Raw genomic sequence first — 13,158 nt, 5'->3', positions numbered from 1 at the left:
TCAGCCGACCTTCGCGGCGGCGAGCGAGGTGACGGCGACGGCACGGAAGCTGATGCCGTGGCGCTTCTGGCCGTTGAACTCGTTCTCCCACGGCCGGGCGACGACGCCGGTCAGGGCGACCGGGGTGCCCATGGACAGCTCCTCGGAGATGCCGGTCTTGGGCACCGTCAGGTTGAGGATCTCGGCGTTGCCGTCCATGACGAACATGACGTCGACGGTCATGAGCGGGGCACCGGTGTCCCGGTCGGTGGCGATCTCGCCGGTCTGGCGGTTGGCGATCTTCGGGGCCGGGGGCTGGGCCACCATCACCATCGCGGCGGAGGTGTCGACGGGGATCTGACGCACAGTGGATCACTCCTCTATAGAGGTTGGGCTCCTTCACTCCTGTATAGGAGTGACATGAAGAAGAGTGCACCGCTCCTATATATGAGTCAACCCGCCACGGTAAGAAACCGCAGCGGGTTGAGGAGAGTTGAGCGAGCGTCAGTCGGTTGCGGGGATCCGGTACTGGAAGACGAACTGGTCAGCGGCCATGAGGGTGTCGCAGACCTCCACGACGCGGCCCTTCGTGGTCACCGCATCCCGCACTAGCTGAATCACGGGGGCGCCAGGACTCAGAGCCAACTCGGACGCCTCCGCCTTCGCGGCCGGCCGAGCCTGGAGGGTCTCCACGTACTCGGCGAAGGTGTGACCGTGGTCTTCGAGCCGGGCGTAGATGCCACCCGGCCCGGGGTTCTCGGCGAACAGTTCGGGGATGTCCTTCACCACGTCCCACGGCAGGTACGACGAGGCGGTCTCGACGGGGGTCCCGTTCCGGAAGTACAGCCGACGGCGCGCGAGCACCTGCGTCCCTACCTCGACACCAAGCCGCTCAGCGATGTCCGCGGGCGCCTCCATGGGCCCGATGTAGAGGACGCTTACCTTCGCGGTGGCGCCAGACTGCTCGGACTCGGCGAGATAAGCAGCCTTACCGCCCCGTCGATGAGAAGCACGGAACCGATCCGAAGACCGAAGCCGTACGGGAGGCCGGTCCTTCACGATCGAGCCCTTGCCGTGCCGGGTCTCGACGAGCCCACTGGCTCGAACCTCGACCATGGCTTTCCGAATAGTCCCCCCAGCAACCCCGTACCGCTCGACGAGCTCCGACTCACTCGGAACCATGTCGCCGGCCTTGAGGACGCCGGACCGGATCTGCTGGACGATCTCGTCCGCGATCTGCACGTACCGAGGTACGGCCCTGCCAGCTCCTGCTGGAGTTCCCACAGTCCTACCCACTCTCATATGCTCCTGTACATGAGTAACGGGAGCGCGGGAACAAAGTCAACGCCACTCCACTCGGTGTCCGTGGCCGGAGCGGTAGTGCGCGAAGATGGCCGCCTCCTGGCCATCCGCCGAGCGGACAACGGCACGTGGGAGCTCCCGGGCGGAGTCCTCGAACTCACCGAGGCACCGGAAGCCGGCGTAACCCGGGAGGTCCTGGAGGAGACGGGCATCCACGTCGAGGTGGACGAGCTGACGGGCGTCTACAAGAACACGACGCGCGGCATCGTGGCCCTGGTCTTCCGCTGCAAGCCTTCTGGCGGCACCGAGCGAACCTCAGACGAGTCCACCGCGGTCGACTGGCTCACGCCGGCTGAGGTCGAGGAGCGCATGGCCGAGGTCTACGCGATCCGCCTCCTGGACGCCCTGGACGGAAACGGCCCCCACGTCCGAAGCCACGACGGCCGCCACCTCCTGGGCACGTCCGCATGAGCACCGGAAGCCTGTCAGCGAGTGGCGCGACGTCTACGACTTCCTGGACCAGGTCCGCTTGCGACCCGGGATGTTCGTACGCGACGGCTCACTCCTGGAGCTCCAGGCAATGCTGTACGGCTACCGAGTCGCATCCGAGATTCACGGCCCCCAGCCCATGACGGACTTCGAGCACCAGGGTCCGTTCGCCGAATGGTTGTGGCCGCGACTTGGCCACAACTACGCCAGATCATTGGGGTGGGCGGTCGAGATCACGAAGGCTGCGGAAGCGAGCGGCAGGGCAGGCATCGACCTGTTCTTCGACCTACTGAGCGAGTTCAAGGCCGAGCGAAGCCCAGAAGCGCGGTAAGACTTTCTCTACTTCATCAAGGCACCCGCCGCGCACGGCGCGGCGCGCGCGGCCCGTCGCCCGGGCCTGCGCTCCTGTCTGACGCCCCGCTCCAGCCCGGGCGCCGTCCGCACGCCTGACAGCTTGGGTTGATGAAGACGAACCCACGACGCGGCCGAGGCGGTACGCAGGTGCGGCTCAAGACAAGGCCTCCGGCGGGGGCGCTCAGGCTCCGGGATGGAGGGGGCCCGTACGCGGGTGCCGGCCGGTGAGGGGTAGCGGTGGGGAGCTCCCATCCCGTCTGCCATCGACCCAGGCAGAGCCGAGCAAACACGGGTCCTGGCGTCCAGGTCGTTCGTACAGTGGCGCGCTCCACCTGGACGCCAGGACCCGCGCCTGCTCCACGGTGTGTGGGTCGACGGCAGACGGGATGGGAGCCGGGGCGAGCCCTGATGTAGTCCACGTGGAGAGCCCGTCTGTTGCCCACGCTTATTGCTTGGGAATTGCCTCACCTGTAGGAGCACAAGCTGGCAGAGTGCGGCGTGTGGCCAAGAAGAAGGCAGCCCCAGACGACCTGCGGCTCATAGAGATCATGTATCGCGCAGCCGACCATGCGGAACGACACCTAAGGGCGGCACAGACCCTCCTGGATGCGGGTGAATGGCCCGATAGCTTCGTGCTGGCGACGTTGGGGTTTGAAGAGTTGGGTAAGGCCCACCTATGCCTCGGGGCACTCATGGCGCCTGATGGAGAGCGCCCCAAGGCGCTTCGTGAGTTCGAGAAGAACTTCACGAACCACGTCAAGAAGCTTGAACTGGCTCATTTCTTCCTCATTGCAGCGATCTCGGACGCGCCCCCGCCGGCGGCGGCGCGGCTCTTCAGCCACGTCAAGAGTCTGGCCAGCGGCTCCAACGACACTAAGTTCAGGGGGCTCTACGTCGACTACCTGGATGATGAACTGCTCTTGCCGACCGTTGTCGGCGAGGAGGATGCCCGCTGGATGGTTCAGAACGTCCGGCAGCTTCACCAGGGGATGAAGCGCTACGTCTTGAAGGACCCAGTCGTGTTTGCAGCATCTGTGCCGCTTCTGAGGCAGAGGATGGAAGGCCTCGGCAGCGGAACGCCCGACCAGCTCATTGCAGACGGCCGGGCCGGCCTGCGGCGAGACCGAGACGGAGCTCCGCCGCCCCCCGAACAGCTCGCGTGGGCGAAGAGCATCGATGAGCCAGCTCTTCGCAAGTCGCTCGCAGAGTTCCTGTTGCAGGGAGTCGAGCTTGATGGCGATGGGACTGTTGCCGAGTCCACCCTGTAGGCCTGGAAGGGTCGCCGCCCCCACGATTCTGCGCGACCGTGGGGGCATCCATGACTGAAAGCAAACCCACGAACACGGGCAGGCACTGACGGTTGATCAGGGACGCTGCCGCAGGTCAGTGAGGTACCTCACCAGCCGCCTAAGGACTGATACGGAAATGAGGCATCGCCGGATGGGTGACCACCACTAACTCGCCTGACGCCTCACCCATAGGACACCAGTCGGTGCATCCGGGAAGCCGCGAGCGCGAAGCCAGGCAAAGCTAGCGGTTGACCCGATTGACTCGCACAGTGGAATCTGTAGCAGGATTTCCCGCGTCGTGATCCGATACGTCGATTAGGAGCCGAAAAAGCCACACCAGACGAAAAGATCTCACAGCACCGAAAATGATCAGGTACTCTGCAATCCACCCCCCGAGGCCTATCTCGGCTTTGGTGTCGGACATCATAACCGCCAGGCATCCGAAAGACACAAAAAGCATCGAGGTCAGAAGCCCCACCCAGTTGCGGCGAAGGTGAATTCCGTAGGTCTGCCGGAGAATCGTCATTCTCTGGCCGGAGCTAGTTGCGTATTGGCTAATGGCCGCGGTGCCGAAGCCGCCCACAATCGCTGCGACCGATGCCACTGTCGCGTAGATGCTCATGCGTTGCTCGGCGTCATGGCTGGCAAAAATATGTTGGCCTTGCGCTACGGCTAATCCTCCGACAGATAGGCCAGCCAACACAAAATCGACGATCGGGTGGTGGCTCCACTGGTTGTAGACGTAGCCTCGTACTCTTCGTACCGCGCCCACGGCGCACCCCCTTCAGGCTCAGTCGGAGCCTAGGGCATGGCACTGACAGCGGCTCTAAGGTCGTGGTCATGCTCGACAGCCGCTTGCATCACAGCCTGCACAGCCGCCTCAAACCAAGGTCCGGCTCCGCTTCCGCGAGGCAGCGTCACTTGCTTGGAGGCCGTGATGTGGTCATTCACGAAATTGATCTTGTCTTCGACGATGCTGCCGTCGGATGCCGACAACATCACGTCGGCGATTGCGCGATCGATCACGCCATGAGGACCGACGAGACTGCCGAAGTCTGAAAGGAACTCCTGAACGCTCGAATGTAGACGTCGCTCTCCTCTTGCCCTAGCGGCGCTTCGGGAGAGCCCACGCCCCTTCGGGATCTTAATCGTCAACGTAATCAGGGCATCGGGGTTCTGCTTATGCGCGTGACGCGCGAAATCCCCGAGCCCTTCGACCGTGGTGGGGAACATGGATGTTGAGGCAGGGCGCAATCTCATTTCGAAGAGATTGACCGATTCGGCTGCCTTGAGTTTGTCCCAGGCATTCTTTCCGATGAGAGGAATGATCGCGAGATCTTCTTCGATTCCAGAGTGCATCGCATTGAGCCACCGCTGCAAGGCTGTCGGCCTTGGGGCTGAAGCGCTTCCTTGAATTACGCCGATGACGTTGCCGTACGGAAGGAAACAGACGATTGTCGTGTCGACGACGCTTCGGTTGCCGTCCAACCTGAGAGCGTCAATCTTTTGAGCCTCGTAGTCAATTTGCTGCAAGTCTCCGTCGCGCAGGCGAGCCAGCACTAAGTGCCTTCCGTGTGACGAGTCAATCGGCTCGCCTACGTAGACATCGTCTTCATGGCTCATATGGCGGTCGTGAACCGACAGTGCACTGAGATTGTCTAGAACAAAGGACCAGTCGATGTGGTCGAACCGAAGGCTGCCAGCATCCTTCGCTCGAACGACCTCATAGAAGGCGACCGTCTTCTTCCGCTGTCCGCTCAACTCAGCCCCCCGGCATGCGTTGGTCATGTGCACCTGTCAGATGCTGCCAAGAGGATCAGTATGGCGACAGTAGGTGATGACCCGTCAACCGGATCGCGAGATTCGATGTCCAGATCGCCGAACTCGCAGCGCCCAGCCACTTCCTCCCGAGTGAGGTACGGGCAGTTAGCGGAGGCGTTCCTCGTTGCCGCCCGACAGCGAGGTCAGAGCCGTGGCCTATTCGTGGACGGCTCCGCGCTAGCGGAGGAGGGTTGGATGCACAGGGCCTCCGGAGCCGTGTGCATGAAGCCCCGGGCTTTGGCCCGGGGCTTCATGTCGTCGTGGCGCGTGACTGTTAGCCGAAGGCGCCTGCCGACAGGTGGGGTACCTCGTTGCTGTCTCCGTGGTCGGAGGTGCCCAGCGTCGGGAGGCGGTGGCCGCGGCTTGCGGCTACGCGGAGTGCGTCTCGCAGAGCGCCGGTGAGGTCTGACGCTACGAGACGGAGTTCTTCCGGGGCCGTCGACTCGTCGGCGAGTACCTCTTGGGCGTGCTCCAGGAGCTCGGCGGCGACGTCGAGTTGGGCGGCTTCGGTGCGGTCGGCCAGGCGGGACAACGGGCCGTTGGTGCCGTCGGTACTCAGGAAGCAGGGCTTGCCGTCGGGTCCGGACCATGGGAGGAGTCGGAGCTCGTTGTGGGGCGTCATCCTTCGGCCCTTCTGCCTTCGGGCGTGTGGTGGGTGGTGAAGACGGCTTCCGCGCGGTCGCCGGGGAGGGCCAGGAGCGCGGCCTCGACGACGCGGCCGGCGGTGTCGGTCGCTACGCGGGTGATCGCCAGAACGGCGAGGGTCGGGCTGATTCGGAGGGTTGCCGCTTCCACCGGGGTGGGGAGGCGAGCGCAGAGTCTCTCCTCGACCTCGGCCAGTGGCGTCGCCACGGTTGTGGGCCAGGTCGACTCGTCGGGTATGACAGCCGGCGCCAGATCGCGAGGGATGTAGACGTGGGACAGGCTGTGCGGCGAGGTTCCGTTGTGACTCAGGCACTGGAATTCGGTGAGGGGGCTGCCAGCCGGCACCCGTAGTAAGACGGACAGGTGGCCGTGCGCCCGGATTTTGGTGGTGCGGACGCTGATCTGCAAGCCCGGAGTTGGCAGTGCCGGGCCGCCGCCCAGGTACGTGATCCTGCGAAGAGGGGGACGGACGAAGTTGCCCTTGCCGTGGACCTTTTCGACGAGGCCTTCGGCCTGGAGGAGCGCGAGGGCGCTCCGTAGGGTCGGCGTGCTGACCGTGTAGCGGGCGGCGAGTTGGGCTTCGGAGGGGAGGCGGTCGCCGGCCTTGATGCGGCCGGTCGAGATCTGCGCCCTGAGGTCATCGGCGATGACGTGACGGCGAGAGGCCACGGGGCTGATCACCAACTCTCCGCATCCGCAGGGCGATGAGCCGGGTTCGGGAGTGCATGGTCAGCAGTTCGCCCGACTCGAAGAGGAGGCGCTTTGCACCGCCCGGAAGTTGGATGAGATCGGCGACGCGGCACGGCTGGCCGCCGATCTGGATGACGTCGCCCCGCTGGACGTTGGCCGAGGTGATCTCGACGTTGGAGGCCAGCATGCCGCTCGGCGTCCAGCTCCTCATGGGGTCGCCTCCGTCGGCGCTTCCCGGTCGGCCGCCGGGTGGCAGGGGCAGTCACACGCTTCGTAGATCACGGGGACGCCGACCGGTGCCAGGGAGGGCGAGGACTGCGCGCACTCGTGGTGCGTGCCGATCCGACACGAGCTCGATCGGTAGGGGACGGCTTTCGCATGCATCAGTTGACCTCCGGCGGCACGAAGCACGGCGGCCCTAAAGGGCGCACCCTGGTGCGCCCAACTGCGCGGCGGATACGGTTCAACACGCTGATCAGCTCCTATCGCTGATGGCCAGGTCCCCGGACATCGCCCGTCGCGGGGACCGTTCCGTGTACGGCGGCCCATAAGGTTCGGCCGTTCAAGCTGCTGGCCTGGAGTCCGAATCGATCGGCCTCCGCCACCACTTCCAAGGCCTCCCGCCATGTCTCGGCGGGGAGCGATTCCGGCACCTCCGCTTCGATCCACGTGTGACGGGCGTGCTCCTCCACGCGCGTGGTGAGTCCGAGGGCGGACAGCCGGGCGGCGATGTCCTCCGCGCTTGCTGCCGAAGCGGGCACAGGAGAGCCTCCGTCGCCAAGGGATCACGTTGCGTAAAGCTGGTTAACTAGATTAGGGCTAGTGGACTAGATTTTCTACATGCCTGAGCAGCAGCCGCCGTATCTCCGCATCGCTGACGAACTCCGGCGGAGGATCGCGGAGCACGAGTGGGAGCCCGGAGACCGGCTCCCCTCGCGTGCCCAGATCGGCCAAGAGTGCGGCGTCGGCGAGAACGTCGTCCGCCGGGCGCAGGAGCTGCTGATCTGCCAAGGGGTCCTGGAGGGGCGGGCGGGATCCGGAACGTACGTCGCGGAGCCTCGTCAGCGTGTGCGCGTGGTCCGCTCGTCAGCGCGCGAGCAGGGCGGCGGTTCGCCGTTCCGGGCCGACATGAGGGCCTTGGGTAGGCAGGGGGACTGGGAGAGCCGGACCGAGGCCAAGGTTCCGGCGCCGGCGGAGATCGCCGCACGGCTCGGCATCGCCGAGGGCGACCTGTGTGTCCGCACGGTGTACGAGTTCCTCGCCGACGGCCGACCCGCACAGTTGTCCACGAGCTGGGAGCCGTACGACCTCACCGGCGGAACTCTCGTCGTCCTTCCCGAGGGCGGGCCACACGCCGGGGCCGGCGTCGTGAACCGAATGGCCGAGATCGGCGTCACCGTCAGCCATGCCGTCGAGCAGCCGGAGCCGCGGCAGGCTACTGCCGAGGAGGCGTCTCTTCTCGGGATTCAGAAAGCCTCGCTCGTCACCCACATCCGGCGGACGTACTACAGCGACGAGGGGCGGCCCGTTGAGACGGCGGACATCGTCGTCCCTGCCACTCTGTACGAGATCGTCTACGAGATTCCGATCAGCCGTTAGCTGGGGGCGACATGCACAACGAACGGCACGATGAGCCGCTGTCTGATGAGGAGCTGGAGCTCTTCATTCAGTACCTGCATCGGTTCGCGAACCACGACGTGGACATTTGCGCCAGGGTGGAAGCCGGGTATCCCAAGTTCCCCGTCTACGTGGTGTTTGGCAGGGACTACCCCCCGATCGGGGAAGCCTCGGACTACCACCGGCCGTTCGCTGGCCGCCGACGGCCGACATCCACAACTGATATCAACGACGCTGAATGACAGCAGTCCACCCCGGCTCGGCACGTCACCCGCGAGCAGCAGCCCATCCAACTCCACGACACCCCGACCGAACGGCGCATGTCGTGCTCCGCTACGGGGAGCTTGCTGGCGATGTCGTGAGCGAGCGGGTTGAACTCTGAGTACGTGTGCCAGATGCGTGCCAGAACGAACGGTCAACCACGGTCACCGGAGGATCGCTGCGGCATCCACAGCTTGTGAGAGCCGTCATAGCGCACAGAGCCGGTGAGCTGCGATGACGGGTCAACTGCGGGTGCCAGGCTTACAAAGCAGATGTCGGCGGTTCGAAACCGTCCGCGCCCACCAGTGCGAAGGCCCCCAACCGATCATGGTTGGGGGCCTTTGACATCTACTTCTGACATCAACGGGCGCGGTCACCCACGGTCGGGACGCTGCCGCTTCAGCAGGCGGTCCAGGTGACTCACGGCCTTGCGCTGCGTGTCCTGGGCGTCGTGGCGTAGGTGTTCATCGGTACCGCGATCCGGCTGTGCCCGAGGATCTCCAGGACGACGCGGGGAGCGAGGTCGGCGGCGGCAGGGAATGTCTGCTTCCTGCGACGCGCCTTTGAACATCCTCGTGCGCCTTACGGTCTCCGTAGGGGAGGCTCAGAGTCTGGGATGGATGGGGCACCGTTCGCGAGTGTTAGCCGGAGCGGGGAGAGGATCGTAGAGTTCCTATCCCGGTCACCTTCGCCCCAGACAGAGCCGAGCAGTTACGGCCCAGGGCGTCATCGCCGTTGACGCCCCGAACCACGATCGCTCCGCGATATTGCGGTTCGAAGGCGGACGGGATGGGGCCGGGGTGAGTGAGGGCTGGCGCTGGAAAAGGCCTGACTGATTGTCAGTGGCGAACCTTACGCTTCCACCATGCGCAAAGGTGCGATCAGTCGCGATGGTGTCCTCCAAGCTCTGACGGAGTATGACGACCTGGGGCAGGACGAGTTTCTGTCCAAGTACGGGTACAAGCCAGCCACCGGGTATCTCCTCCTGCACGAGGAACGAACCTACGACTCCAAGGCCATCGCTGGCGTGGCTCACAAGTTTGATCAAGGTCGAGCACTGAGGCCGGACGAGTTGAGCGGCGGAAGGTCGCACGCAGCCCGGTGGCTGGCCCGACTTGGCTTCACAATCCGTTCGTCTCGGAGCCCCGACTGGACTCGCGACGAGATCATCCTTGCTTGCGACCTGGCCATGGCCAACGGCTGGAAGCGGCTGGAATTTGACGACCCACGTGTGGTTGAACTGTCCGCTTTGCTTCAGACCATGCCGATCCATCCTGAGGAGCTGCGCAACGAGTTGTTCCGAAACCCCAACGGGGTAGCACGTAAGACGGTTGACATCACATGCCGGCACCCCAGTTACACGGGCAAGCCCACGAATGGAAACTCCCTGGATGTCGAAGTCATGAACGACTTCCTTGCCCGGCCGGTCGAGATGGCGATGGTGGCCAAGCGCATCCGCCATGGCCTTGCCGCAGGCGATTTCCAGGAGCTATCCCCAGAGGTCGAGGAGGACGACGACTACGGTGCACCTGAGGGCAGGCTGCTCTTGCGCCTCCACCGGAGCCGCGAACGGAACAGGGCTTTGCGTAAGAGGAAGATCGATGCGGTCTTGCGGCAGGGTCGCCGACTCGCATGCGAGGCGTGCGGCTTCGACTTCGAGCACGTCTATGGTGACCGCGGAAGCGGATACATCGAGTGCCACCATGTTGTTCCTCTGCACGAGGCCGGCGAAGGTCGCACCAAGCTCAGTGATCTTGCCCTCATCTGCGCCAACTGCCACCGGATGATCCATCGGCGCGCGCCATGGCCGACCCCGGAGGAGCTGCGGGTCTCCATAGAGCAGAAGCATGCAGACGACAGGCGCGCCGCGGCGGCGATGGCGCGACCGCGCAGGGCAGCCGACGAGCAGATGTCGAACCCGTAAGCTGACATCCGCGGCCTACATCAACGCCTGCGCACAACAACAGCGCTCGAGAACCCCACGCGGCAGCCGGGGTCGAGCCCGTCAGGGTGCTCCATTGCTTCCAGCCGGACTCGCGGAGCAGATGTCGGTGGTTCGGAACCGTCCGCGCCCACCGGGGGCAACTTCATGATCGATTCCGGCTGCGACCTTGCTCGCGCGTCGACCGGGTTGCGGTTGATTATGGTGCCGAGCCGGTGACCCGCTCTGGTCCCGTCCCTGCTGCCGCGGGGCCGTTGTCATGGCGTCCCCGGTGGGGCGGAGCAGGTGAGGTGGGTCGTAGCGTGGGGTGCGGGCAAGGGGGTCTTGTTCGCGTCGGGGTTGGCTCAGGGGGGATCCATGTCGTACGGCTATGCACAGCAGCAGCCGCCGGGGAAGTCGCGTACCGGGTTGATCGTTTCGTTGTCCGTGGTTGGTGGGGTGGTTGTCCTGTTGGCCGTGGGGGTGCTGATCGCGCTGCTGAGCGGTAGGGGTTCCTCGTCGGGTGGCCCGGGGCCGGGGGAGGCCAGGGCTTCCGGGGTGCCCTCGGAGGCGCCGTCGGCCGGGGAGGCGGATGCCAAGGGGGATGTGCGGATCACCCGGTGTCGGGTCGACCCCCTGACCGAGTGGCCGGACGCGGATGTGGAGATCGTGAACGGGGCCGACGACCGGGCGTCGTACATCGTCTCCGTGGAGTTCCTGGACGGGGACGGTACGCGCCGGGCCTCCGGGCTCGCGACGGTGACCGACCTGGAGGCGGGGCGGAAGGCGGTGGAGAACGCCCAGGGGCTGGGGGAGGTTCCGGGGAAGATGACCTGCGAGGTGGCCGAGGTGACCCGGATTCCCGCGCGGTAGTCGACGCGGTGGGCGGGGCGGTTGTCAGTGGTGCGGTTCACACTGGGGGCATGTGCCGAAGTATCAAGACTCTGCGTCCGCCCGCCCTCCCCGAAGAGGCCACCGAGGAGGAGATCCGGGCCGCGGCCCTGCAGTTCGTACGCAAGGTGTCCGGCTTCCGGGCCCCGGCCGCGCACAACCAGGAGGTGTTCGACCGGGCCGTGGAAGAGATCGCCGAGGCGACCGCCAGACTGTTGGACGGCCTGGAGGTGCGGGGAGCGGTCAGGGCGCCGTAGAGGCCGTTTCCGTCGCCGGGCGGCGCATGAAGAAGGCGGCCAGGGCGCCCGCCATGAACAGGGCGAGGACCGATACGGCCGTGGCGACCCAGGTCGCGCCGAGCCACTGGCCGCCGAAGTAGCCGAGGCCCACGCTGTAGCCGGCCCAGGCCACGCCCGCCAGGGCCGACCACGGCAGGAACTCCTTCGCCTTGCGGTGCGCGGCGCCCGCGCCCAGCGAGACCACGGAGCGCCCGGCCGGGGCGAAGCGCGCTATGACGACGAGGGCGCCGCCGCCCCGGGCGAGGGCGGCGCCGAGGCGTTCCTGCGCGGAGGTGAGGCGGCGCGAGCGGGCGATGGCCCGGTCCAGGCGCTCGCCGCCGCGCCAGGCCAGCCGGTACGCGACGAGGTCGCCGAGGACCGAGGCGGTGGCCGCGCAGAGGATGAGCACGAGGAGCGAGGGGACCTCCGCCGGTGCGGCCGTGGCCCCCGCGACGGTCGTCGTACCGGCTGCGGCAGCCGTGGCGGCGGTGATCACCAGCACACCGCTGGGCAGCAGCGGGAGGAAGACGTCCAGGAGCACCGACAGCGCGACGAGGCCGTAGATCCACGGACTGCTGATCAGCGCGCCCAGACTCTCAAGCACCTTCTACTCCCCGATTCGGAACAACGCCGCGACGTCGCGGGGGAGCGGACAGGAGCGGCAGGGTCAGCTGTACAGCGTACGCCTGCCGTTCATGCGGTGATCTATAAATAAGAACGATGTTGGGAACCTCACGCGCGCCCGGAAACGGGGAAAGCCCTGGTTCCGGGGCGCGTGAGGCTCGGAGCGGTCTGCTCGGAGCGGTGTGCCGGTGGTGCGGACCGAGGGGCGGGACGCGGTCAGACCGATACGGGCGGTGCCTGCTCGGAAGTGCGCTCCTCGCCGCGGTCGGCGCCTGCACGGGCGAACAGCCCGTCCAGGGCGAGGGCGCCGGAGCCGGTGAAGACCAGCAGGAGGAAGGTCCAGCAGAAGACGGCCGAGGGCTCCCCGCCGTTCTGGAGCGGGAACAGCGCCTCCTGCTGGTGGACGGTGAAGTAGGCGTACGCCATGGAACCGGAGCAGATCAGGGCGGCGACACGAGTGCCGAGCCCGAGTGCCACCAGGGCGCCGCCGACCAATTGGATGACCGCCGCGTACCAGCCGGGCCAGGTGCCGGCGGGTATGGAGCCGCCGTTCATGGCGCCGCCGAGGATGCCGAAGAGCGAGGCGGCGCCGTGACAGGCGAAGAGCAGTCCGATGACGATGCGGAAAAGGCCGAGGACGTAGGGCTGGGCCTGGCGCAGATGGGTCTGCATGGGGGGAGGCTCCTTCGGTCGGGTGGGGACGTGAACCGATCGGGCGCTCCAGATTAGGGAGACCTTACCAATGCTTGCAAGTTCAACATTTCTGGTGGCTGACCGAAAAATGTCTCGCGTAATTCGGTCGCGCTTCGTTCGGGACCCCCTGCCATCTGCGAACCTCTTCTCCGCTCGTTGGCCTGAACCAATGGCGGCGTAACTTTCCGGCCAGCCCGCGGGGTGGTGGTCGGGCGGTGGAGGGGGCGTCCGGTCATGATCCGCAGGTTCTGGACCACGGGGGTCGCGTGATGTCCGTCCGACGGGCATGTGGTCCGGTGGGGGT

The 13,158-nt window shown here is 65.9% G+C and carries 18 protein-coding genes; 8 read left to right on the top strand and 10 right to left on the bottom strand.

What is annotated here, in order from left to right; all coding sequences use genetic code 11:
- On the bottom strand, positions 1-345 hold the full coding sequence (locus ACF08W_RS09395; RefSeq protein WP_030688073.1) for a hypothetical protein: 345 nt from the start codon (positions 343-345) through the stop codon (positions 1-3).
- Between the two features lie 138 nt (positions 346-483).
- Entirely contained in the window at positions 484-1,281 is a 798-nt protein-coding gene (locus tag ACF08W_RS09390; protein WP_376457808.1) for a GntR family transcriptional regulator, read from the bottom strand.
- Here ACF08W_RS09390 and ACF08W_RS09385 point away from each other — a divergent pair, their 5' ends adjacent.
- The 3 genes from ACF08W_RS09385 (at position 1,282) to ACF08W_RS09375 (ending at position 3,392) form a co-directional block, all read left to right on the top strand.
- Positions 1,282-1,752 carry an NUDIX hydrolase gene (locus ACF08W_RS09385; protein ID WP_392278929.1) on the top strand — a complete coding sequence of 157 codons (471 nt, stop codon included), beginning with the start codon at positions 1,282-1,284 and terminating at the stop codon, positions 1,750-1,752.
- 109 nt (positions 1,753-1,861) lie between these two features.
- Positions 1,862-2,101 (top strand): hypothetical protein, encoded by a 240-nt coding sequence (locus ACF08W_RS09380; protein ID WP_392278928.1) that lies wholly within the window; start codon positions 1,862-1,864, stop codon positions 2,099-2,101.
- A gap of 523 nt (positions 2,102-2,624) precedes the next feature.
- Entirely contained in the window at positions 2,625-3,392 is a 768-nt protein-coding gene (locus ACF08W_RS09375; RefSeq protein WP_392278927.1) for an AbiV family abortive infection protein, read from the top strand.
- 262 nt (positions 3,393-3,654) lie between these two features.
- Here the strand turns inward: ACF08W_RS09375 and ACF08W_RS09370 are convergent, their stop codons facing one another.
- The 6 genes from ACF08W_RS09370 to ACF08W_RS09345 all read right to left on the bottom strand — a co-directional run bounded on the left by ACF08W_RS09370 (position 3,655) and on the right by ACF08W_RS09345 (position 7,330).
- On the bottom strand, positions 3,655-4,185 hold the full coding sequence (locus tag ACF08W_RS09370; protein ID WP_392278926.1) for a hypothetical protein: 531 nt from the start codon (positions 4,183-4,185) through the stop codon (positions 3,655-3,657).
- A gap of 29 nt (positions 4,186-4,214) precedes the next feature.
- Positions 4,215-5,207, bottom strand: a complete 993-nt coding sequence (locus tag ACF08W_RS09365; RefSeq protein WP_392278925.1) for a hypothetical protein — start codon at positions 5,205-5,207, stop codon at positions 4,215-4,217.
- A gap of 301 nt (positions 5,208-5,508) precedes the next feature.
- A complete protein-coding gene (locus tag ACF08W_RS09360) occupies positions 5,509-5,856 on the bottom strand; it encodes a hypothetical protein (protein WP_392278924.1) in 348 nt (115 codons plus the stop codon).
- The gene (locus ACF08W_RS09355) at positions 5,853-6,560 is read right to left on the bottom strand and encodes a GntR family transcriptional regulator (protein WP_392278923.1); all 708 of its coding nucleotides are present in this window, start codon (positions 6,558-6,560) and stop codon (positions 5,853-5,855) included. Before ACF08W_RS09355 ends, ACF08W_RS09360 begins: the two co-directional genes overlap by 4 nt.
- The gene (locus ACF08W_RS09350; protein WP_392278922.1) at positions 6,517-6,780 is read right to left on the bottom strand and encodes a hypothetical protein; all 264 of its coding nucleotides are present in this window, start codon (positions 6,778-6,780) and stop codon (positions 6,517-6,519) included. The genes ACF08W_RS09355 and ACF08W_RS09350 overlap by 44 nt, the downstream gene beginning before the upstream one ends.
- Before the next feature lie 271 nt (positions 6,781-7,051).
- Positions 7,052-7,330, bottom strand: a complete 279-nt coding sequence (locus tag ACF08W_RS09345; RefSeq protein ID WP_392278921.1) for a hypothetical protein — start codon at positions 7,328-7,330, stop codon at positions 7,052-7,054.
- A gap of 79 nt (positions 7,331-7,409) precedes the next feature.
- On the opposite strand from ACF08W_RS09345, the gene ACF08W_RS09340 reads away from it, so the two are divergent.
- The 5 genes from ACF08W_RS09340 to ACF08W_RS09320 all read left to right on the top strand — a co-directional run bounded on the left by ACF08W_RS09340 (position 7,410) and on the right by ACF08W_RS09320 (position 11,516).
- Positions 7,410-8,168, top strand: a complete 759-nt coding sequence (locus ACF08W_RS09340; RefSeq protein WP_392278920.1) for a GntR family transcriptional regulator — start codon at positions 7,410-7,412, stop codon at positions 8,166-8,168.
- A gap of 11 nt (positions 8,169-8,179) precedes the next feature.
- Positions 8,180-8,428: a hypothetical protein gene (locus ACF08W_RS09335; protein WP_392278919.1), complete on the top strand. Its 249-nt coding sequence runs from the start codon at positions 8,180-8,182 to the stop codon at positions 8,426-8,428.
- 884 nt (positions 8,429-9,312) lie between these two features.
- Positions 9,313-10,371, top strand: coding sequence for an HNH endonuclease (locus tag ACF08W_RS09330; protein WP_392278918.1), 1,059 nt, complete (start codon positions 9,313-9,315; stop codon positions 10,369-10,371).
- Between the two features lie 456 nt (positions 10,372-10,827).
- A complete protein-coding gene (locus tag ACF08W_RS09325) occupies positions 10,828-11,241 on the top strand; it encodes a hypothetical protein (protein ID WP_392278917.1) in 414 nt (137 codons plus the stop codon).
- 50 nt (positions 11,242-11,291) lie between these two features.
- On the top strand, positions 11,292-11,516 hold the full coding sequence (locus ACF08W_RS09320) for a DUF2277 domain-containing protein (RefSeq protein ID WP_385204526.1): 225 nt from the start codon (positions 11,292-11,294) through the stop codon (positions 11,514-11,516).
- Here ACF08W_RS09320 and ACF08W_RS09315 read toward each other — a convergent pair.
- Together ACF08W_RS09315 and ACF08W_RS09310 are read right to left on the bottom strand one after the other, a co-directional pair.
- On the bottom strand, positions 11,503-12,141 hold the full coding sequence (locus tag ACF08W_RS09315) for a DedA family protein (protein ID WP_385204529.1): 639 nt from the start codon (positions 12,139-12,141) through the stop codon (positions 11,503-11,505). The genes ACF08W_RS09320 and ACF08W_RS09315 overlap by 14 nt on opposite strands.
- A gap of 236 nt (positions 12,142-12,377) precedes the next feature.
- Positions 12,378-12,833, bottom strand: a complete 456-nt coding sequence (locus tag ACF08W_RS09310; protein WP_385204534.1) for a DoxX family protein — start codon at positions 12,831-12,833, stop codon at positions 12,378-12,380.
- Between the last annotated feature and the right edge of the window lie 325 nt (positions 12,834-13,158).

The organism is Streptomyces sp. NPDC015144 (assembly GCF_043079735.1).
In the GTDB taxonomy this organism is placed as follows: domain Bacteria; phylum Actinomycetota; class Actinomycetes; order Streptomycetales; family Streptomycetaceae; genus Streptomyces.
The sequence above is the reverse complement of the archived record's forward strand: the minus strand, read 5'-3'. Positions and strand labels throughout refer to the sequence as shown.

Bases quoted from the DNA above. Each gene is read 5' to 3' on its own strand.
- ACF08W_RS09350 (WP_392278922.1), bottom strand. From the start codon at position 6,780: ATGAGGAGCTGGACGCCGAGCGGCATGCTGGCCTCCAACGTCGAGATC.
- ACF08W_RS09330 (WP_392278918.1), top strand. From the start codon at position 9,313: ATGCGCAAAGGTGCGATCAGTCGCGATGGTGTCCTCCAAGCTCTGACG.
- ACF08W_RS09380 (WP_392278928.1), top strand. From the start codon at position 1,862: ATGCTGTACGGCTACCGAGTCGCATCCGAGATTCACGGCCCCCAGCCC.
- ACF08W_RS09310 (WP_385204534.1), bottom strand. From the start codon at position 12,833: ATGCAGACCCATCTGCGCCAGGCCCAGCCCTACGTCCTCGGCCTTTTC.
- ACF08W_RS09360 (WP_392278924.1), bottom strand. From the start codon at position 5,856: ATGACGCCCCACAACGAGCTCCGACTCCTCCCATGGTCCGGACCCGAC.
- ACF08W_RS09390 (WP_376457808.1), bottom strand. From the start codon at position 1,281: ATGAGAGTGGGTAGGACTGTGGGAACTCCAGCAGGAGCTGGCAGGGCC.
- ACF08W_RS09385 (WP_392278929.1), top strand. From the start codon at position 1,282: ATGCTCCTGTACATGAGTAACGGGAGCGCGGGAACAAAGTCAACGCCA.
- ACF08W_RS09320 (WP_385204526.1), top strand. From the start codon at position 11,292: ATGTGCCGAAGTATCAAGACTCTGCGTCCGCCCGCCCTCCCCGAAGAG.
- ACF08W_RS09335 (WP_392278919.1), top strand. From the start codon at position 8,180: ATGCACAACGAACGGCACGATGAGCCGCTGTCTGATGAGGAGCTGGAG.
- ACF08W_RS09340 (WP_392278920.1), top strand. From the start codon at position 7,410: ATGCCTGAGCAGCAGCCGCCGTATCTCCGCATCGCTGACGAACTCCGG.